The sequence below is a fragment of the Aquamicrobium sp. YD-1-mutant5 genome, assembly GCF_059509755.1.
The window spans coordinates 69,798-89,778 of sequence record NZ_JCAKKP010000012.1 but is presented as its reverse complement, the minus strand read 5'-3'; the positions used below and the strand labels follow the sequence as shown (position 1 = coordinate 89,778).

The window sequence follows — 19,981 nt, the reverse complement described above, 5'->3', positions numbered from 1 at the left end:
TTCCCCGAAACCAACCGCAGGAGATTCCCATGGCAGAGATAGGCACCTTCGCCCGCACCGAAACCGGCTATGCGGGGGAGCTTCATTCGTTCGGCCTCCACGAAAAGCTGTTCATCGTCCCGGCCAAGCCGAGCGACGTGAAGAACGCGCCCGACTACCGGGTGCATCTCGATAGCGAGGACGGCCCGGACGCCGGCCCGGCATGGAAGGACGCCAGCGAAAATGCCGGCGACTTCGTGTCGATGAGACTGGAGGGACCGATCTTCCCGTTCCCGATCCGCGCCAAACTGTTCCAGTCCAACGACGATCCTTCTGTCTGGACGCTGCGTTGGAAGCACCCCCGGAAAGTCGAGGACGAGGAATGACGGCCGCGCGCGTCCGGCCCGCCATTCGGTCCAAGATCGTCATCCCTTTGTTCGCGGAAAAGCCGTCTCATCCCTTCGTCCCGCTCGTCCACCGGACGGCCGGCGCGCGCAGCGAGGGTCAGGGGCGGCCATCGGCCGGCGCTTGCGCCTTGCCCTTGACCGCAGCGAGCACGCTGGCAGGCTGGTGTCGAAGCGGAGACAGGACTGCATGGCATTATGCCGTCCTGATACTGGCCGGCGCGCTTTCCGTCTGCGTCGGATCGGGCGTCGCGGTCGCGCAATCCGCGCCCGTGGAGCGTCCGGCCGCCGCCCATCCCTATGCAGCCCATATCGCCGAGGCGTCGCAGCGTTTTGGCATACCGGAGCATTGGATCGTCGCGGTGCTACGTGCCGAGAGCGCGGGCGATGTGCGCGCGGTTTCGTCGGCCGGCGCGATGGGATTGATGCAGGTCATGCTCGACACATGGGCGGGCCTGCGCGTCCGCTACGGCCTCGGCCGCGATCCCTACGACCCACGCGATAACATACTCGCAGGCACGGCCTACCTGCGCGAAATGTTCGACCGCTACGGCAATGTCGCGGCGATGCTCGCGGCCTACAATGCCGGCCCCGGCCGCTATGACGAATACCTTGCGACCGGCCGCACCCTGCCGGCCGAAACGCGGGCCTATGTTGCCGCGCTCGCGCCGATCCTCGGCGGCGCGGCTGCAGCCGAACCGCCGTCATCGGCACCGCCACCGCCGCCAGATTGGCGCGAGGCACCGCTGTTCGTCATGCGTCCGGGCGACGCGCGGGCTGTCGCCGCGCCGCCGTCCGACGCACGATCCGGCGACGGCCGCGCGACCGTTCCGGCGCGCGATCCCGTCGATGCGGAATCACGAGGCGACAGCATTTTCGTTGCCGACGCGAGCAGTTCGGGAACGCCATGAGGACGGCGTTCCCGCGCTCGGCGGCGCTCATTCCGGTGTCCAGTCAGGCAGGTCTTTGCCCGGCTGGATTCCCGGCAGGAGGGGCAGAAAAGGCAGAAAGGGCGGAGGGCAAGATTAAAGAAGACGGCACCATATCGGGCCGCTTCTGGAAATTATTGTTGTCTGCACACTGGTTAGGTGGCCGGTTCCGGCACCATGGTTTTGAGGGGCCGCGTGCCGCGATTTCGCGCAAAGCCTTGGCTTTGCAGGGTTTCGAGCGGCACCATAGGCCCATATCGGCCGTTTTTCGGCGATTTCGTCAGGAGCCGCGCCCATGAGCGCCGACGACGAAAACCGCTTCCGCCCGAAGCCCGGCCGCATCCGATCCGACACGCCGAAGGCCGGCAAGACCAAGAGCTTTTTCACGCAGGTCAAGAAGATCACCCGGCAGCAGCAGGCGGCAGCCTCCCGCGATCCTTCCATGCCGTCATCCGCTCGCCCGTCATCGCCGGGGCGGTCCCGCGCCGTGGTCGCCAGCGGCAAGGGCGTGAAGCGCGGCCGGGGCGCGAGCTTCGTGCGCGCCCGGAACATCTCCGGCCAATGGCATCATCGCCAGCCCGGCAGCCGCCGCGTGATCGTCAAGCAGCGCAGCGTCCGGGCCGCGTGGAAGGGCGGACGCGCCCGCGCGCATCTGCGCTATGTCCAGCGCGACGGCACGTCACGCGACGGCGAGCGCGGCCGGCTCTATTCGGCAACCGAGGACCGCACCGACGGCGACGCCTTCCTTGATCGCGGCAAGGACGACCGCCATCAATTCAGGTTCATCGTCTCGCCCGAGGACGGCGCGGAGCTGTCGGACCTCACGGCCTACACCCGCGATTTCATGCAACAGGTGGAAGCCGACCTCGGCACGAAACTCGATTGGGTTGCCGTCAATCACTACAACACCGGCCACCCCCATGTGCATATCGTCGTCAACGGCCGCGACGATGCCGGCGGGGATCTAGTCATCAACGGCGACTATCTTTCGGCCGGCCTGCGCGAGCGCGCCGGCGAGCTTGCCAGTCTGGAACTCGGCCCCGTCACCGAGATCGAGCAGACCCGTAAGCTGTCGGCCGAAATCGACCAAGACCGTTTCACCCGGATCGACCGCGCGATGGTCGAGGAAGCCGATGCCCGTTTCCTCGACCTGCGCCATGAACCGGCAGAGCCGAAACGGCAGTTCGAGCGGACGCTGCGCCTGCGCCGTCTCGGCAAGCTGGAGAAGATGGGGCTGGCGACCGAACACGCGCCTGCCGTCTGGGAATTGAGCAAGGACATGGAGCCGGCCCTGCGCGAGTTGGGCGAGCGCGGCGACATTATCCGCACCATGCAAAAGGCGCTCGGCCCGCAGGGAGGCGAACGCGATCCCATGAGTTTCCAAATCCATGACGGAGTGCCCGAAACGCCGATCTTTGGTCGCGTCGTGGATAAACATCTGTCCGACGAGCTAGGCGAGAACCTGACCATTGTGGTGGACGGCATCGACGGCTGGACGCACCACATCGCCGGCATCGCGCCCGAGCGGCTGGAGGATGCCCGCATCGGCAGCATCATCGAGATCGGCCCGGCCGAGGTGGCAACCCGGCCGTCCGACCGCACCATCACGGCCATCGCCGAGGGCGGTATCTATCGGCCGAGCCGCCATCTGGAGCAGGCGAAATTCGAGGGCCGCGTTCCGGGCGGCGACTATGAGGGCTATGTCGATGCCCATGTCCGCCGACTGGAGGCGCTGCGCCGCGCCGGGGTCGTCGAACGCATCGACGCAGACCAATGGAGCATCCCCGATGATCTGGTCGGCCGCGCCGCTGTCTATGACGCCGGCCGCGACCGGCAGGCCAGCGTGCGCGTCCTGTCCCCGGTCGGTCTGGAAAAACAGATCGGATCGGACGGCGCGACATGGCTGGACCGGCGATTGGTCCATGGCGAAACGGCCGACCTTGCGTCGGTCGGTTTCGGCCAGCAGGTGCGCGAGGCGATGGACCAGCGCCGCGAGCATCATATCGACCAAGGCGACGCCACCCGAGCGCGGAACGGCCGCATCTTCTATCGGCGCAGCCTTCTCGCCACCTTGCGCGAGCGGGAGGTTGCCCGCGTCGGTGCAGAGATGGCCGAGAGCAAGGGGCTGCCGTTCCGCGCCGCCACGGACGGCGAGAACGTCAGCGGCAAGTTCACCGGCACCGTGCAGCTATCGAGCGGCAAGTTCGCCGTGGTCGAGAAATCGCATGAGTTCACCCTTGTCCCGTGGCGGCCGGTCATCGACCGGCAACTCGGCCGCGAAGTCATGGGCGTCGTGCAGGGCGGATCAGTGTCGTGGCAGTTGGGAAGGCAGAGAGGGTTGGGGCTATAGATGCAGCTATGTCCCGTTGCTAACGAAGCGGACCCGTTACGGACTAAGCGGTCAGGCAGACGCAAACCGCATCATCGCCGGCATACGTTCGGCGATGAACTCAACTACCGCCCGAACGGATGGCAGTTGCCCGCGCCGATGCGGGACGAGGATGGTTGTCATCGAACCGCCGGCCGTCCAATCAGGCATGAGACGAACAAGCTGGCCTGTCTCGATATGCGGCCAACTAAGGCCATGCGGAAGATTGGCGATGGCGACACCGGCGAGCGTTGCTTTCAGTGTCGTATGGGGATCATCCGAGAAGAGTCTCGGAACAGGTATAGCATCGAATAGCGCACCCTCTGCATTTTCCAGTTGCCATTGAAGATTGTTGCGAGAGCTTTCGACAAAAATCCCGAAATGGCCTGTTAGCTGCTTTGGCTCTGTCGGCGCACCATGCTCGGCGAGATAGGAAGGTGAAGCGACGAGATAGTTGGGCGCAAAGCCAAGGCGGCGTTGCACATACTCGGAATCGGCCAAAGGCTCACGATGCGCGCGGATCGCCACATCTATGTTTTCATGCACCAGATCGACATAGCGATTGGTCGTGGTAAGGCCGATCTGAATTTTCGGATGAACGCTCGATAACTCCGTCACCAGATCGGCAAGAGCCATCTGCACCGTGGACGCCGAAGCAGTGATCCGAACAAGGCCGCGAGGTTCACCCAACCGGCGCTTGACCGCTTCCTCGGCCGCATCCGCTTCGATCAGCGCCGCCTTGGCGTGCTGATAGAAATCCTCGCCCGTATCGGTAACTGCGAACTGGCGGGTCGTGCGGTGGATGAGCCGAACGCCAAGGTCTTCTTCGAGCGCCGCAACCCGCTTGCTGATACTCGATTTTGGGATGCCGAGCATGCGTGACGCAGACGCGAAACCTCCGTGATCCACCACTTGGACGAAGAAATAGAGGTCGTTGAGCTTCATTTTCGTTGTCCACATATGGGGACAGTTAGTCCACGTTTTGCCACCTACAAGGCCACTGTTTCCTATTTTATACTAATTTCCATGAATGACCAGTCGCATGTTGGATAAGGTTGCATGGCGTCAGAAGACTATTCTGCCGATAGAAGCGGCAAAACATCCGCTCCACAGGGCACGGGAACGCTCGTGGCCCTGCTGGGCGCAAGCTGCCTCACAGCCATGGCGGCGACCGCCATCACTCCATCCCTACCGGGGATAGCCGAGGCGTTCGCGGATACGCCCAATGCGCAGTTCCTAGCGCAGATAGCGTTGACGCTGCCGGCCTTGGTGATCGCTGTCACCGCCGCTCCGGTCGGTGCGCTTGTTGACCGGATAGGCGCGCGTGCGGTTCTTGTGTTTTGCGCCGTGCTTTTCGCCCTTGCCGGTTCGGCCGGGCTTTACGCTTGGAATCTTCCGCTGCTTCTCGCCAGCCGTGCCGTGCTTGGATTGGCGATTGCAGGCATCAGCACGGGCGCGCTGGCGCTGGTAGGTGGCCTCTATCAAGGCGATAAACGTCATCATGTCGTCGGATTGCAGGGAGCGGCTTCCTCGTTCGGCGGGATGATCTTCCTGATGCTCGGAGGATTGGTTGCGGCAACGAGCTGGCGACTGCCATTCGCCACCTATCTGCTCGCCTTGTTGCTATTGCCTCTCTTTCTGCTGTTCCTCCCCCGTGCAGTCCACAAGCAACCTGTCGCTGACAAGAAAGCGGAAACGGAGGGTGTCGAGTGGGCGCAGGTGACGCTGGCATATGCCGCCGCCTTTGTTGGGATGATCCTGTTCTATGTCATTCCGGTGCAACTGCCTTTTCATCTGGCGCATCACGGATTCGACGATCCGGCGCTGACTGGCTACGCGCTATCGCTCTGCACGCTTTGCGGCGGTATTTCCGCAACTCTCTACAGCCGGATTCGTCAACGCATGACGCCGCTGTCGATCATCGCCATCGCGTTCATCCTGATCGGGATAGGTCAGTTCCTTGCCGTGGGCGGCAATTACGAGGCCATTCTGGCCGGGATGGCGGTTGCCGGCGCGTCCACGGGTTTGCTGTTGCCAACCGTGAACGGGTTGGTCCTCGCAAGCACCCCTGTCAGCAAACACGGGCGATTCTCCGGTGGCGTGGCGAGCGCCCTGTTCATCGGCCAGTTTGTGGCTCCAGTCAGCGCGAGCATCGCCGCCAGCATAGCCGGCACTGTCTTCTTGGGCACGTCCATCGCAGCAATTGCTGTCGCGCTTGCCCTGCTCCTTGGCCAGTTGCGGGCGAAGCGCGGCCAAAACTCTGCCTAACAGAAGGAACCTTTCATGTCGCAAACTCGCATCGGCATCGTGATTAGCACTACCCGTGAAAACCGCTTTGCCGACAAGCCCACCCAATGGCTGCTGAAACAGATCGAAAGCCACCCCGAGTTAAGTGCGGAACTGCTCGACCTGCGCGCGTTCCCTATGCCTTTCTTCGACGAGCAAACCGCGCCTGCATATGCACCGCCACGATGCGAGGCGGCACGGCGTTGGGCTGCGCGCATTGCCGAGATGGACGGGTTGATCTTCGTCACCGCCGAATACAACCGCAGTATTCCGGCCGTGCTGAAAAACGCTCTGGATTACGCCTATCAGGAATTTAATCGGAAACCCGCCGCGTTCCTCGGCTATGGCGGCGTTGGTGCCGCCCGTGCAATCGAACAACTCCGCCTCATTTGCATCGAACTCCAGCTCGCCCCGCTACGCAACGCGGTTCACATCGCCATGGAACAATATCTCGCGGTCTTGAGCGGCGAGCGGCAGATCGAGGACTTCGATTTCCTGAATACCAGCGCCGAGTCGATGCTTCGAGATTTAAGCTGGTGGGCACGCGCTCTGCGCGATGCGCGCAATGACGACGCAACGCCCGTTCCAGACGCCGGATAGCAAAATGCGGCGGCGGCGATCAGCACCAATGATTGATCGTCCATGGGGGGTGCCGACCTCACTCGGTTCGCGCATCCCCCTCGCGTCGCTGATCCAAACGCTCGCCGTCGCTGAATATCTCAACTTCCGCCACGCCGCCAATGCGCTCGGCGTGGCGCAATCCAGCGTCAGCGCGCGCGTGAAGGCGCTGGAGCAAGACCTTGGCGTCCTCCTATGCGAGCGCCACGCGCGCGGCGTCCGGCTGACGGAAGCCGGCCGGCATTTCGTCGAGCGCGTCGCTGCCGGCGTCGATCAGCTCGACCATGCGGTGAAGACCGCAGGCATGGCAGCGGCGGGGGAATGTGGTCGCCTGCGTATAGGCATCCATGCCCTAATCCCCGGTAGCTTCCTCGCCGAACTGATCGCGCAGTATCGAGAAGACCATCCCGGCATCGAGGTCGAAATCACGGAAGGCACAGCCCGCGAAGCGGTGATGCAGCTCCGCGCCGACCGGCTGGACGTGGTATTCGTCGCCGGCACGCCCGAACTGTCCGACTGCCATTCCCGGCGCATATGGACCGAACCGCTCTTGGCGGTTTTACCGGACCGACATTTGCTCGCCGAGCGGTCGGCCGTCACATGGGCCGATCTGGCAGGCGAGACTTTCCTTGTCCGGCATGGCGGCACCGGCCCACAGGTTCATAGCCATATCGTGCTGCGCCATGCCGGGCGCTGGCCTGCGCCGTCGATCCTGCGCTTCGACGTGGAGCGCGCCACGCTGCTGTCCATGGTCGGACAAGGCTTCGGCGTCACCATCGTCGGAGCGGCCACGGCGCTGCTACCAACGTCCGGCGTCGCCCTTCTGCCGTTCGCGGACGAGCCAGAGCCGATCACGTTTTCGGCTGTCTGGTCGCCATCCAACCGCAGCGCCGCGCTGCGCAACCTGCTCACCCTCGCCAGCGACATCGGCCGGATCGTCCGCACCGACTGACTTTCAGCCGCGATTCGTTTCCGCCAGCCAGCTTAGTCACCAGCATCGGCCACGGCCCCGAGGCAACCCGTCCTATTTGCCGCCGATAGTATCCGGCAGCCCTCCCGCATCCCCTTTCCTGTTGCCTGTCCCGATTTTGCCTATTCTCTGATCGGCTCCGTCTCTTTTGTCGACTGGAGCCTGTATTGCGCGGAGGCCGAATCCTTTGGGGGCAAATCGCTGTCGTCTTCATCATCGTTCTGGTGATGACGTGGGCGGCGACGCAATGGGTTGCCTTCCGCCTCGGCTTCCAGCCTCAGCTTGGCAGTCCATGGTTCGAGCTGGCGGACCTGCCGGTCTATTACCCGCCCGCGTTTTTCTGGTGGTGGTTTTCGTTCGACGCCTATGCGCCCGCGATCTTCGTCGAGGGCGGCATCATCGCGGTATCGGGCGGCTTCCTCGCCATCGCCGCCGCAATCTTCATGTCGATCATCCGGGCGCGGGAAGCACGCAACGTCGCCACATATGGATCGGCGCGATGGGCCGAGGATCGGGAAATCCGCGCGGCGGGGTTGCTCGGCCCCGATGGCGTGGTGCTTGGCCGTCATACCCAAGACTATCTGCGCCATGACGGTCCCGAGCATGTCCTATGCTTCGCGCCGACCCGGAGCGGCAAAGGCGTCGGATTGGTGGTACCGACGCTGCTGACATGGCCGGCATCCGCCATCGTCCACGACATAAAAGGCGAGAACTGGACGCTGACAGCGGGCTTTCGCGCGAAGCATGGCCGCGTCCTGCTATTCGATCCGACCAATGCCGGATCGTCCGCCTACAACCCGCTGCTGGAGGTCAGGCAAGGCGAATGGGAGGTCAGGGACGTTCAGAATATCGCGGATATTCTTGTCGATCCCGAAGGCAGCCTCGACAAGCGCAACCATTGGGAAAAGACCAGCCATAGCCTGCTGGTCGGCGCGATCCTGCATGTTCTCTATGCGGAGAAGGACAAGACTCTGGCGGGCGTCGCCAACTTCCTGTCCGATCCGCGCCGCCCGGTCGAGGCGACCTTGCGCGCCATGATGGACACGCCGCATCTAGGCGAGGCTGGCGTTCATCCCGTCATCGCGTCGTCGGCCCGCGAGCTGCTGAACAAAAGCGAGAACGAGCGCAGCGGCGTGCTGTCCACAGCCATGTCGTTCTTGGGCCTCTACCGCGATCCCGTGGTGGCGCGGGTGACGGCACGATGCGACTGGCGCATTGCCGATCTGGTCGGTAGCCGCCAGCCCGTCACGCTCTATCTGGTCGTGCCGCCGTCCGACATAAACCGCACCAAGCCCCTCATTCGCCTGATCCTCAACCAGATCGGGAGGCGGTTGACCGAGGAACTGACCACCTCCGGCAAGCGCCATCGGCTGCTATTGATGCTGGACGAGTTTCCGGCGCTCGGCCGGCTCGACTTCTTTGAATCGGCGCTCGCCTTCATGGCGGGCTACGGCATCAAAGGCTTCCTGATCGCGCAGAGCCTCAACCAGATCGAGCGCGCCTATGGGCCGAACAATGCGATCCTCGACAACTGCCACGTCCGCGTCAACTTCGCCACCAACGACGAAAGGACCGCCAAGAGAGTGAGCGACGCGCTCGGCACCGCGACCGAGCTGCGCGATTCCACCAACTATGCCGGGCACAGACTGGCCCCGTGGCTCGGGCATTTAATGGTGTCGCGGCAGGAGACGGCCCGGCCGCTGCTCACGCCGGGCGAGATCATGCAGCTTCCGCCCACCGACGAAATCGTGATGGTCGCGGGCACGCCGCCGATCCGCGCGACCAAGGCCCGCTATTTCGAGGATGTGCGATTTCAGGAACGCATCCTGACCCCGCCCGATCTGGTCGCCGCTCCGCTGGCGCCCAGCCCATCCGCAGATGATTGGTCCGGCCGCGTGGTCGCGGCGGAAAGCCGTTCCGCGACCGATGCCGCAGACGGGACCGAGGGCGATCCGGCCAATGCTGGCATCCGCCGCGAGCCGGAATTGCCCGAGCATGAGGAAATCGTCGCCCCGCCGCCAGCGCCCGAACAGGAGTTCGAGTTTCTGGACGACGAGCCGGACGTTGACGCGGCCAAGGCCCGTGCCATGCGCCAGCGCATGAGGATGGTGGCGCGGCAGGTGGCGATGAACCCCGATGATGGAATCGACCTTTGAGGACACGCCCATGACCACACGCACCCGCCTGAATATCTATTTCGACCCCGCGCTCATTCCGCAGATCGAGGCGATAGCGCTGCGCCGTTCGGTGGCGCTGCGCCGCAATGTCTCGAAATCCGCCATCGTGGAGGCGGCCGTCATGTCCTACCTGTCCGGCGATGCCGACGACCAGCTCGAAGCCGCCATGTCGCGCCGCCTGGACAAGCTCGGCCGCCAGATCGACACGCTCGACCTAGATCTCTCCGTCCTCGGCGAGACGGTCGCGCAGTTCATCCATTTCTGGATGACCATCACCCCGCCGCTCACGGGAGCCGCACAATCCGCTGCCCGCGCCAAAGGCGCGGAGCGGTTCGAGGGCTTCATGCAGAATCTCGGCCGGCGTCTGGCAACCGGCGACAGGTTCCTCAAAGAGCTGTCGCGTGACCTCGACTCACTTCCCGACGATCCGTTGCCGGACGAGTCCGAGAGCAACGGCGATCAAGAGTAAGTATTCGGACCCATCCTATTTACCGCCGTTCGCCGCCGATTGCCGCCGCCGCTTAGATACTTGTTGAACCGACCCAATTCCGGGCTTTCTTAATCGACCCCGTCCGGGGACCGCCTGTTGCGCCCCGCCAGAAAGCCGGGGCCGACATGACCACCAACCACCACAGACAGGAAGCGATCCAGCGCGGCGCGCGCATGTTGCGCACCGCGCTCGGCCCCGCAATCGCCCGGCTGCTCGAAGACCCGGCCGTGGTCGAGGTGATGTTGAACCCGGACGGCCGCCTTTGGGTGGACCGCCTGTCCGAAGGGCTTTCCGACACGGGCGAACGGCTGTCTGCCGCCGATGGCGAACGTATCGTGCGGCTGGTCGCCCATCATGTCGGCGCGGAGGTTCATGCCCGCAGCCCGCGCGTCTCGGCCGAACTGCCGGAAAGTGGCGAGAGGTTCGAGGGGCTTCTGCCGCCCGTGGTCGCCGCGCCGGCCTTCGCCATCCGCAAACCCGCCGTCGCGGTGTTCACGCTCGACGACTATGTGGCGGCGGGCATCATGTCCGCCGAGCAGGCGGAAACGTTGCGCGAAGCCGTCGCAGCCCGCGCCAATATCTTGGTGGCAGGCGGCACCAGCACCGGCAAGACCACGCTGACCAACGCGCTGCTCGCCGAGGTGGCGAAGACGCAGGATCGCGTCGTCATCATCGAGGACACGCGCGAGCTGCAATGCGCCGCGCCGAACCTTGTCGCCATGCGGACGAAAGACGGCGTGGCGACGCTTTCCGATCTGGTCCGTTCCTCGCTGCGCCTGCGCCCCGACCGTATTCCCATCGGCGAGGTGCGCGGTGCCGAAGCCCTCGACCTTCTGAAAGCGTGGGGCACCGGCCATCCGGGCGGGATCGGCACCATCCATGCCGGCACCGGCATCGGCGCGCTCCGTCGCCTTGAACAGCTCATTCAAGAGGCTGTCGTCACCGTCCCGCGCGCTCTCATCGCCGAGACTATCGACCTTGTTGCCGTCCTTTCCGGGCGCGGTTCCGCGCGCCGGCTGGCCGAGCTTGCCCCCGTCGAGGGGCTGGGGCCGGACGGCGACTACCGCATCAGGCATCCCATCCCTTCGGCAATCCCCACCAGCACAGGAGAATCTTCATGATCCGCACGCTCACGCGCGGCTATCGCTTCGCCGCGACCGCCGCATCCACCCTTGCCATCAGCCTCATGCTCGCCCCGGCCGCCCATGCGTCCGGTTCGTCGATGCCATGGGAACAGCCCTTGCAGCAAATCCTCCAGTCCATCGAGGGGCCGGTCGCCAAGATCATCGCCGTCATCATCATCATCGTGACGGGCCTGACCCTCGCGTTCGGCGATACCAGCGGCGGCTTCCGTCGCCTGATCCAGATCGTTTTCGGCCTGTCTATCGCGTTCGCCGCATCAAGCTTCTTCCTGTCGTTCTTCTCCTTCGGCGGCGGGGCGCTCGTTTGATGGCGGGCGGACTCGAACAGCTCGGCGCGGTGCCGGGATTCTCGATCCCCGTCCACCGGGCGTTGACCGAGCATATTTTGCTCGGCGGCGCACCGCGCTCCATTGCCATCATGAACGGGACGCTCGCCGGGGCCGTGGGCCTCGGCCTGCGCCTCTGGCTGGTCGGCCTCGCCATCTGGGCCATCGGCCATTTCGCGGCCGTGTGGGCGGCGAAGCGCGACCCGCTCTTTGTCGAGGTCGGACGGCGGCATCTCCGCATCCCCGGCCACCTTTCGGTCTGAAGGAGGCGCATGATGATGAACCTTGCAGAATACCGCCGCACCGCCGCCCGTCTCGCCGACTATCTGCCATGGGCCGCATTGGTCGGCTCCGGCGTCGTCTTGAACAAGGACGGCAGCTTTCAGAGGACGGCGAAGTTTCGCGGTCCCGATCTGGATTCCGCTGTCGCCGCCGAGCTGGTCGCCGTCGCAGGCCGGATCAACAACGCGGTGCGCCGCCTCGGCTCCGGCTGGAGCATCTTTGTCGAGGCGCAGCGAAGCGAAGCCGCGACCTATCCCGACAGCACCTTTCCCGATCCCGCATCGGCGCTGGTCGATGCCGAGCGCAAAGCCGGGTTCGAGGAAGCCGGCACGCATTTCGTGTCAGGCTACTTCCTGACCTTCCTCTGGCTGCCCCCGGCCGAGGAAGCCGCCCGCGCCGAAACATGGCTCTACGAGGGCCGCGAGAAAACCGGCGTGGACCCGTGGGAGCTGCTGCGCGGCTTCATCGACCGCACCGACCGCGTGCTGGCATTGCTCGACGGCTTCATGCCCGAGTGCCGTTGGATGGATGACGGCGCGACGCTGACCTATCTCCATTCCACCATTTCGACCAACCGGCATCGCGTGCGCGTGCCCGAGGTGCCGATGCACCTCGACGCGCTGCTCGCCGACCAGCCCTTGACCGGCGGGCTGGAGCCGCGCCTTGGCGACGCGCATCTGCGCGTCCTGACCATCGTTGGATTCCCGACCGCGACGACGCCGGGCTTGCTCGACGAAATGAACCGCCTGCCGTTCCCCTACAGGTGGAGCACGCGGGCGATCCTGCTCGACAAGACCGACGCGACGCGGCTGCTGACCCGCATCCGCCGCCAATGGTTCGCCAAGCGCAAGTCCATCGCCGCGATTCTGAAAGAGGTGATGACGAACGAGGCGTCCGCCCTTGTGGACACCGACGCGGCGAACAAGGCGCTCGACGCCGACATGGCCTTGCAGGAGCTTGGGGCGGATGTTGCGGGCATGGCCTATGTCACGGCCACCGTCACCGTTTGGGATGCCGACCCGCGCATTGCCGACGAGAAGCTGCGCCTGGTCGAGAAGATCGTTCAGGGGCGCGACTTCACCGTCATGGCCGAGAGCGTCAACGCGGTTGACGCATGGCTCGGCTCGCTGCCCGGACATGCCTACGCGAATGTCCGCCAGCCACCCATCAGCACATTGAATCTCGCCCACATGATCCCGCTTTCGGCGGTGTGGGCGGGGCCGGAACGGGACGAGCATCTCGGCGACGCTCCATTGCTTTACGCTAGGACCGAAGGCTCAACCCCGTTCCGGTTATCCCTTCATGTCGGCGACGTAGGCCACACCCTTGTCGTCGGCCCCACAGGGGCGGGCAAGAGCGTGCTACTCGCCCTCATGGCGCTCCAGTTCCGCCGCTACGAGGCCAGTCAAGTCTTTGCCTTCGACTTCGGCGGTTCGATCCGCGCCGTGTCGCTCGCCATGGGCGGCGACTGGCACGACCTTGGCGGCGGGCTGACAGAAGGGGCCGAGGCTTCCGTCTCGCTCCAGCCGCTCGCCCGCATCCACGACACCTATGAACGCGCATGGGCGGCGGACTGGATTGCCGCCATCCTCATGCGCGAGGGGCTGACCATCACGCCCGAGGTCAAGGAGTATCTTTGGACGGCGCTGACTTCGCTCGCTTCCGCGCCGGTCGAGGAACGCACCATCACCGGCCTTGCGGTGCTGCTGCAATCCAACGATCTGAAACAGGCGCTCCGGCCGTTCTGCGTCGGCGGTGCCTATGGCCGGCTGCTCGACGCCGAAGCCGAACATCTCGGCTCGGCGGACGTTCAAGCCTTCGAGATCGAGGGCCTTGTCGGGACCGGCGCAGCCCCGGCCGTGCTCGCCTACCTGTTCCATCGGATCGGCGACCGGCTCGACGGACGCCCGACGCTGCTCATCATCGACGAAGGCTGGCTTGCGCTCGACGATGAAGGTTTCGCCGGCCAGCTCCGCGAATGGCTCAAAACGCTGCGCAAGAAAAACGCATCGGTCATCTTCGCCACGCAAAGCCTGTCCGACATTGACGGCAGCAATATCGCGCCCGCCATCATCGAGAGCTGCCCGACGCGGCTTCTGCTGCCGAACGAGCGCGCCATCGAGCCGCAGATTACCGAGATTTACCGGCGTTTCGGGTTGAATGACCGGCAGCTCGAAATCCTCGCACGGGCCACGCCCAAGCGGGATTACTACTGCCAGAGCCGCAGGGGCAATCGCCTGTTCGAGCTGGGCCTGTCCGAAGTCGGCCTCGCGCTCTGCGCCGCATCCGCCAAATCCGACCAGACGCTGATTGCACAGATCGTCACTGAGGCCGGCCGCGACGGCTTCCTCGCCGCATGGCTACGGGCGCGCGGCGTCGAGTGGGCGGCCGAGCTGATCCCCAACCTCACCAATCTTGCCGACCCACCGGAATCCGCCGCGTCGGCCCGGCTCGATACCCACCCCGCACAGGAGATTCTTCCATGACCTATCCCAAGTTCGTAGGGGCTTCGGCCCTCGCGCTGGCGCTCGCCGTGCCCGTCGCGCTGTCGCCCATGCTCGCCAGCCCGGCCCATGCGCAATTCGGTTTCGGCCGGATCGTCTATGACCCGAGCAACTATGCGCAGAACTTGCTTACGGCAGCGCGCACGCTCGAACAGATCAATAACCAGATCACCAGCCTCCAGAACGAGGCGCAGATGCTCATCAATCAGGCCCGCAACCTTGCGAGCCTGCCGTATTCCTCGCTCCAGCAGCTCCAGCAGAACGTCCAGCGCACGCAGCAGCTTCTCGGCCAAGCGCAGAACATCGCGTTCGAGGTGGGCCAGATCGACCAAGCGTTCCAGAGCCAATATGGCAACGTCTCGCTATCGACGACCGACGCCCAGCTTGTCGCCGATGCACGTAGCCGCTGGGAGAATACGGTCGGCGGCTTGCAGGACGCGATGCGCGTTCAGGCGGGCGCGGTCGGAAACATCGACAGCAACCGTGCCGAGATGGCCGCGCTGGTCGGCCAGAGTCAGGGCGCAACCGGCGCGCTGCAAGCCACGCAGGCCGGCAATCAGCTTCTCGCGCTCCAGTCGCAACAGCTTTCCGACCTAATCGCCGTCATCTCGGCGAACGGCCGGGCCGACGCTCTGACCGAAGCGGAACGCGCCGCCGCCGCCGAACAGGGCCGCGAGCAGCGCCGCCGCTTCCTGACGCCGGGCAGCGGCTATCAGCCGGGCAACGCGCAGATGTTCAACAACGGCAACAACTGACCGGGAGGCTCGCCATGGACGGCAAGATGCTGGCCCGGCTCGGGGCCGTGGTGTTCGTCGCCATCGCCGTTACGGCGACCGCAATCGACATGGCGCGGAAGGACGAGCCTTCCGCGCCAAGGCCCGCATCGGCGCTCCAGCCCTCGACCGATCCGCTGCGCGAAACCCTGCGTCGTTGCCAGCGGCTCGGCGAGGCGGCGGCGAATGACACCGACTGCCTCGCCGCTTGGGCAGAATCCCGTGACCGCTTCCTCGGTCGCCCGCCAGCACCCGCCGCGCCGCAATCCAGCGAAGGGCACTGACCATGGGCAACACAGGCGTCATCGACTCGTTTCTAGGCGTATTCACCTCCTACATCGACAGCGGTTTCGGCCTGCTCGGCGGCGAGGTCGCCTTCATCGCCACCACCCTGATCGTGATCGACGTGACGCTCGCCGCGCTCTTTTGGGTATGGGGCGCGGATGACGACATCATCGCGCGCTTGGTGAAAAAGACGCTGTTCGTCGGCGTCTTCGCCTACATCATTTCCAACTGGAACAACCTAGCGCGCATCGTCTTCGAGAGCTTCGCTGGCCTCGGCTTGATGGCGTCGGGCACCGGCTTTTCCGTGACCGATCTGATGCGGCCGGGCCGCGTGGCGCAGACTGGCCTCGACGCCGGCCGGCCGCTGCTCGACTCCATTTCCGACCTGATGGGCTGGATCAGCTTTTTCGAGAATTTCATCCAGATCGCTTGCCTGCTGTTCGCATGGGCGCTTGTGGTGCTGGCGTTTTTCATTTTGGCGATCCAGCTTTTCGTGACGCTGATCGAGTTCAAGCTGACCACGCTCGCCGGCTTCGTCCTCATTCCTTTCGGGCTTTGGGGCAAATCGGCGTTTATGGCCGAAAAGGTCTTGGGCAACGTGGTGTCGTCCGGGATCAAAATCTTGGTCTTGTCCGTCATCATTGGGATCGGCTCGACCTTGTTCGGTCAGTTCACGGCCGGTTTCGGCGGCGCAACCCCGACCGTGGACGACGCCATGGCGATTGTGCTGGCAGCCCTGTCGCTGCTCGGCCTCGGCATCTTCGGTCCCGGCATCGCCAACGGCATCGTATCGGGCGGGCCGCAGCTCGGCGCAGGCGCGGCCGTTGGCACGGGCCTCGCTGCCGGCGGCATGGTGCTTGCCGGCGGCGCGGCGGCTGGCGGCGGGGCCATGCTTGCCGCCAAGGGCGGCGCTGCTGCCCTGTCCGCTGGAGCCGCGGCCGTTCGGGGCGGCGCGACGGCCGCGGGCGCGGCGACCGCTGCCTATAGCGTCGGCTCGCTCGGCCAATCCGGGGCGGCAGGCGTTGCCTCCGGCCTCGGCGGCGTCGCCCGAGCGGCAGGCTCGGCCGCCATCTCTCCGCTCAAACGCGCAGCCTCCAGCGCAACATCCCGAGCAAGCGAAAGCATCAAGTCCAGCTTCTCCGAAGGCGCGAAGGCGGGATTCGGCGCGGGGGGCGGCAGCTCCACCATGGGCACGGTCGGCGGCGCAATTGCCGAACCCGCAGCCGCGCCACCCAGCCCGGCCGGCAGCCCTCCGGCTTGGGCGCAGCGGATGCAGCGCCGGCAGGCCCTCAACCACGGCACCACCATGACCGCCCATGCGGTGCGCTCCGGCGACAGCCACGGCTCCGGTTCCTCCGTCAACCTTTCTTAAAGTGACCGCTCATGAGCATCTTCAAACGACCAGCAACCCATTACGGCAAATCGCCGGAACCCGAGACGCCCTATCAGAAGGCCGCGCAGGCTTGGGATGAGCGTATCGGCTCGGCCCGCGTGCAGGCTCGCAACTGGAGGCTCATGGCCTTCGGCTCTCTGATCCTGTCTGCCGGCTTCGCCTCGGCGCTGGTCTGGCAGACCACGCGCGGGACCGTGGTGCCGTGGGTGGTGCAGGTGGACAATCTCGGTCAGGCGCAGACCGTCGCACCCGCGAACGCCGACTATCGCCCCACTGACCCGCAGATCGCTTTCCATCTCGGCCGCTTTATCGAGCAGGTCCGCGCGATCCCGGCCGACGCCATCATTGTCCGCCAGAACTGGCTTCGCGCCTATGAATGGACCACGGATCGCGGCGCGGCGGCATTGAACGACTACGCCCGCGCCAATGACCCCTTTGCCAAGGTCGGCCGCCAGCAGGTCGCCGTCGAGGTGTCGAGCGTCATCCGGGCCTCGCCCAACAGCTTCCGCGTCGCGTGGACGGAAAGGCACTTCGAGAACGGCCAGCTTTCCACCACGGAACGATGGACGGCCATTCTCACCATCGTCATCCAGCCCCCGCGCGGCGCCGAGCGCCTGCGCGCCAATCCGCTGGGAATCTACGTCAATGCAATTTCGTGGTCGCGGGAGATGAGCCAATGAGGACGATCACCCGCACCCCGACAATCGCGGCCGTGCTGTTGTCAGTCACTATGCTTGCAGGCTGCGCCACCAACCGGACGCCGCAATTTAGCTACGACGCCAGAGTGCCGCCGCTGCCGACCGTGCAGGCGGCGGCAACCGACAACACGCCCCGGCCGCTGCATGTGCCCCCGGCATGGACCGTGGCGCGCGGCGGCACCGCCGCAGGCACGCCGACCGGCCGCGTCGAGAACGCCAATGCCGCCGCCCGCGTCGAGCCGCTCCGGGAAGGCTACTACAACGCCATCCAGATTTATCCGTGGTCGGAAGGCGCGCTCTATCAGGTCTATGCCGCAGTCGGGCAGATCACCACCATTGCGCTGGAGCCGGGCGAAAGCCTGACAGGCGCGGGGCCGATCGCGGCCGGCGACACCGCCCGCTGGATCATCGGCGACACCGAGAGCGGCGGCGGCGCAACCCGCCGCGTCCATATCCTTGTCAAACCGACCCGACCGGACATTGCCACCAACCTTGTCGTCACCACCGACCGGCGCACCTACATAATCGAACTGCGCGCGCGGGAATCGCTCTACATGCCGGCCGTGGCATGGGCCTATCCCGCACCGCCTGCTGGCCAACGCCAGATGGTCCCGGCCGCGCCGATCATTCCGGCCGAGGCGGCACGGAACTATCGCTACGCCTTGCAGGTGCAGGGCGACAGCCCGCCATGGCGGCCGGTTTCCGTCTTCGACGATGGCAGGCGCGTCTATGTCGTCTTCCCGGCCGGGATCGTGCAGGGCGAGATGCCGCCGATCTTCGTGCTTGGGTCGAACGGCGAGCCGCAGATCGTCAACAGCCGTATCTATCAGAACGTCCTGATCGTGGATCGCCTGTTCGGCGCGGCCGAGCTGCGCCTTGGCAGCGGCAATCGCCAGCAGGTTGTCAGGATCGTCCGCACCAACCCGACGCAGGCCGCCGCCGCGCAGCCCGCCAGCGCGACCGGAGACACCCCGTCATGAGCGAGAACACCATCACCGATACCATCGCACCCATGCGCCTGCGCGCCGAACCGCCCCGTGTTACGCGCCTGTCCCGCAAGATGCTGGCAGGCGTCGGAGCCGTCGCGCTTCTCGGCATCGGTGGGGCGCTGATTTACGCGCTCCAGACCCGCGACGCAGGACCGGGAGGCGACGAACTCTATTCGACCGAGAACCGGCCCACGGCGGACGGCCTGTCCGGCCTGCCGCGCGACTATACCGGCCCCGTGCTCGGCCCGGCGCTGCCGGGCGACCTCGGCCGTCCGATCCTCGACGCCCAGAACCGGGGACAGCCGGTTGCGTCGACCGTCATCACCACGCCCGCCGTCGATCCCGAGGAACAGCGCCGGCTCGCCGAGGAAGAAGCTGCACGCTTGAGCACCGTGTTCTTCCAGTCCGGGCCGCGCACGGGAGCGCCAGCTGGGACGGCCATGCCCGGCCTTGCCGGTCTTGGCCTTGCTGGACAGCCCGCGACACAGGACCGACACGCGGCTTTCCTCAATGGGCCCGTGGACCGGCAGACGGTCGCGCCGGATCGCGTCGCGCCGCCGGCCTCGCCCTACATCCTTCAGGCCGGGGCCGTGATCCCGGCCGCGCTCATCACCGGCATCCGTTCCGACCTTCCCGGCCAGATCACCGCGCAGGTGACGGAAAACGTCTATGACAGTCCCACCGGCTCGCTGCTGCTAATCCCGCAGGGAACGCGCATCATCGGCCAATACGACGATGGCGTGACCTTCGGCCAGCGCAGGGTATTGCTGGTGTGGAACCGCCTGATCCTGCCGGGCGGCCGTTCCATCGCCCTGGAGCGCTTGCCGGGCGCGGACGCCAGCGGCTATGCCGGCCTTGAGGATGGCGTCGATTATCACTGGTGGGATCTGATGAAGGCCGCAGGACTGTCCACGCTGCTCGCAGTCGGCACGGAGCTGGCGACGAGCGACGAGGACCGGCTGATTCGCGCCATCCGCGACGGGGCGCAGGACACGATCAATCAGGCCGGCCAGCAGATTGTCCAGCGCCAGTTGCAGGTCGCGCCCACGCTGACCATCCGGCCCGGTTTCCCGGTCAGGATCATCGTCACCCGCGACCTTGTATTCGAGCCGGCAAGAGGTTGACCATGACCAAGCTGAAACTCGGCCCGCTCCCCGACGACAAGCCCGTCAAGGTGACGGTGGAACTGCCCGCGTCCCTTCACCGCGATCTGACCGCCTATGCCGAGGTGCTGGCGCGCGAGAGCGGCCAGCCCGCTGCCGATCCCGTCAGGCTGATCGTGCCGATGCTGGAGCGGTTCATCGCCACGGATCGCGGGTTCGCCAAGGCGCGCCGGAATTGATATTACTTATGTAATATTTTTATATC

General features: G+C 65.4%; 20 protein-coding genes and 1 pseudogene. 20 read left to right on the top strand and 1 reads right to left on the bottom strand.

Going from position 1 to position 19,981, the window contains the following annotated elements; all coding sequences use genetic code 11:
* Positions 1-29 precede the first annotated feature (29 nt).
* From AC5XE7_RS15790 to AC5XE7_RS15775, 4 genes and pseudogenes are all read left to right on the top strand, one after another.
* Positions 30-365, top strand: coding sequence for a DUF736 domain-containing protein (locus AC5XE7_RS15790; protein WP_495366750.1), 336 nt, complete (start codon positions 30-32; stop codon positions 363-365).
* Positions 362-1,294 carry a lytic transglycosylase domain-containing protein gene (locus AC5XE7_RS15785; RefSeq protein WP_495366749.1) on the top strand — a complete coding sequence of 311 codons (933 nt, stop codon included), beginning with the start codon at positions 362-364 and terminating at the stop codon, positions 1,292-1,294. The genes AC5XE7_RS15790 and AC5XE7_RS15785 overlap by 4 nt, the downstream gene beginning before the upstream one ends.
* Before the next feature lie 313 nt (positions 1,295-1,607).
* Positions 1,608-2,255 (top strand): annotated as a pseudogene (locus AC5XE7_RS15780) (relaxase/mobilization nuclease domain-containing protein); the annotation flags it as partial.
* Between the two features lie 174 nt (positions 2,256-2,429).
* Positions 2,430-3,662 carry a DUF3363 domain-containing protein gene (locus AC5XE7_RS15775; protein ID WP_495366767.1) on the top strand — a complete coding sequence of 411 codons (1,233 nt, stop codon included), beginning with the start codon at positions 2,430-2,432 and terminating at the stop codon, positions 3,660-3,662.
* A 51-nt stretch (positions 3,663-3,713) separates the two neighbouring features.
* Here the strand turns inward: AC5XE7_RS15775 and AC5XE7_RS15770 are convergent, their stop codons facing one another.
* A complete protein-coding gene (locus AC5XE7_RS15770) occupies positions 3,714-4,625 on the bottom strand; it encodes a LysR substrate-binding domain-containing protein (RefSeq protein ID WP_495366748.1) in 912 nt (303 codons plus the stop codon).
* 114 nt (positions 4,626-4,739) lie between these two features.
* Here AC5XE7_RS15770 and AC5XE7_RS15765 point away from each other — a divergent pair, with 114 nt between their 5' ends.
* The 16 genes from AC5XE7_RS15765 (at position 4,740) to AC5XE7_RS15690 (ending at position 19,955) form a co-directional block, all read left to right on the top strand.
* Positions 4,740-5,948: an MFS transporter gene (locus AC5XE7_RS15765; RefSeq protein ID WP_495366747.1), complete on the top strand. Its 1,209-nt coding sequence runs from the start codon at positions 4,740-4,742 to the stop codon at positions 5,946-5,948.
* A gap of 15 nt (positions 5,949-5,963) precedes the next feature.
* Positions 5,964-6,566 (top strand): NADPH-dependent FMN reductase, encoded by a 603-nt coding sequence (locus tag AC5XE7_RS15760; RefSeq protein ID WP_495366746.1) that lies wholly within the window; start codon positions 5,964-5,966, stop codon positions 6,564-6,566.
* 28 nt (positions 6,567-6,594) lie between these two features.
* Complete coding sequence (locus AC5XE7_RS15755; RefSeq protein WP_495366745.1) at positions 6,595-7,536, top strand: LysR family transcriptional regulator; 942 nt, start codon at positions 6,595-6,597, stop codon at positions 7,534-7,536.
* A 185-nt stretch (positions 7,537-7,721) separates the two neighbouring features.
* A complete protein-coding gene (locus tag AC5XE7_RS15750) occupies positions 7,722-9,710 on the top strand; it encodes a conjugal transfer protein TraG (RefSeq protein ID WP_495366744.1) in 1,989 nt (662 codons plus the stop codon).
* A gap of 10 nt (positions 9,711-9,720) precedes the next feature.
* A complete protein-coding gene (locus tag AC5XE7_RS15745) occupies positions 9,721-10,200 on the top strand; it encodes a CopG family transcriptional regulator (protein WP_495366743.1) in 480 nt (159 codons plus the stop codon).
* Positions 10,201-10,346: 146 nt separating this feature from the next.
* The gene (gene trbB / locus AC5XE7_RS15740; protein WP_495366742.1) at positions 10,347-11,342 is read left to right on the top strand and encodes a P-type conjugative transfer ATPase TrbB; all 996 of its coding nucleotides are present in this window, start codon (positions 10,347-10,349) and stop codon (positions 11,340-11,342) included.
* Complete coding sequence (locus AC5XE7_RS15735) at positions 11,339-11,671, top strand: TrbC/VirB2 family type IV secretion system protein (RefSeq protein WP_021696279.1); 333 nt, start codon at positions 11,339-11,341, stop codon at positions 11,669-11,671. The genes trbB and AC5XE7_RS15735 overlap by 4 nt, the downstream gene beginning before the upstream one ends.
* On the top strand, positions 11,671-11,952 hold the full coding sequence (locus AC5XE7_RS15730) for a VirB3 family type IV secretion system protein (RefSeq protein WP_495366741.1): 282 nt from the start codon (positions 11,671-11,673) through the stop codon (positions 11,950-11,952). The genes AC5XE7_RS15735 and AC5XE7_RS15730 overlap by 1 nt, the downstream gene beginning before the upstream one ends.
* 12 nt (positions 11,953-11,964) lie before the next feature.
* Positions 11,965-14,457 (top strand): conjugal transfer protein TrbE, encoded by a 2,493-nt coding sequence (gene trbE, locus AC5XE7_RS15725; RefSeq protein ID WP_495366766.1) that lies wholly within the window; start codon positions 11,965-11,967, stop codon positions 14,455-14,457.
* The gene (gene trbJ / locus AC5XE7_RS15720) at positions 14,454-15,230 is read left to right on the top strand and encodes a P-type conjugative transfer protein TrbJ (protein ID WP_495366740.1); all 777 of its coding nucleotides are present in this window, start codon (positions 14,454-14,456) and stop codon (positions 15,228-15,230) included. The genes trbE and trbJ overlap by 4 nt, the downstream gene beginning before the upstream one ends.
* A gap of 14 nt (positions 15,231-15,244) precedes the next feature.
* The gene (trbK-alt, locus tag AC5XE7_RS15715; RefSeq protein WP_495366739.1) at positions 15,245-15,532 is read left to right on the top strand and encodes a putative entry exclusion protein TrbK-alt; all 288 of its coding nucleotides are present in this window, start codon (positions 15,245-15,247) and stop codon (positions 15,530-15,532) included.
* Positions 15,533-15,534: 2 nt separating this feature from the next.
* A complete protein-coding gene (gene trbL / locus AC5XE7_RS15710; protein WP_495366738.1) occupies positions 15,535-16,905 on the top strand; it encodes a P-type conjugative transfer protein TrbL in 1,371 nt (456 codons plus the stop codon).
* Positions 16,906-16,916: 11 nt separating this feature from the next.
* Positions 16,917-17,606 (top strand): conjugal transfer protein TrbF, encoded by a 690-nt coding sequence (trbF, locus tag AC5XE7_RS15705; RefSeq protein ID WP_495366737.1) that lies wholly within the window; start codon positions 16,917-16,919, stop codon positions 17,604-17,606.
* Entirely contained in the window at positions 17,603-18,604 is a 1,002-nt protein-coding gene (gene trbG / locus AC5XE7_RS15700; RefSeq protein ID WP_495366736.1) for a P-type conjugative transfer protein TrbG, read from the top strand. Before trbF ends, trbG begins: the two co-directional genes overlap by 4 nt.
* Positions 18,601-19,737 carry a TraB/TrbI/VirB10 family type IV secretion system protein gene (locus AC5XE7_RS15695; RefSeq protein WP_495366735.1) on the top strand — a complete coding sequence of 379 codons (1,137 nt, stop codon included), beginning with the start codon at positions 18,601-18,603 and terminating at the stop codon, positions 19,735-19,737. The genes trbG and AC5XE7_RS15695 overlap by 4 nt, the downstream gene beginning before the upstream one ends.
* A gap of 2 nt (positions 19,738-19,739) precedes the next feature.
* Complete coding sequence (locus tag AC5XE7_RS15690) at positions 19,740-19,955, top strand: DUF2274 domain-containing protein (RefSeq protein WP_495366734.1); 216 nt, start codon at positions 19,740-19,742, stop codon at positions 19,953-19,955.
* Positions 19,956-19,981 lie beyond the last annotated feature (26 nt).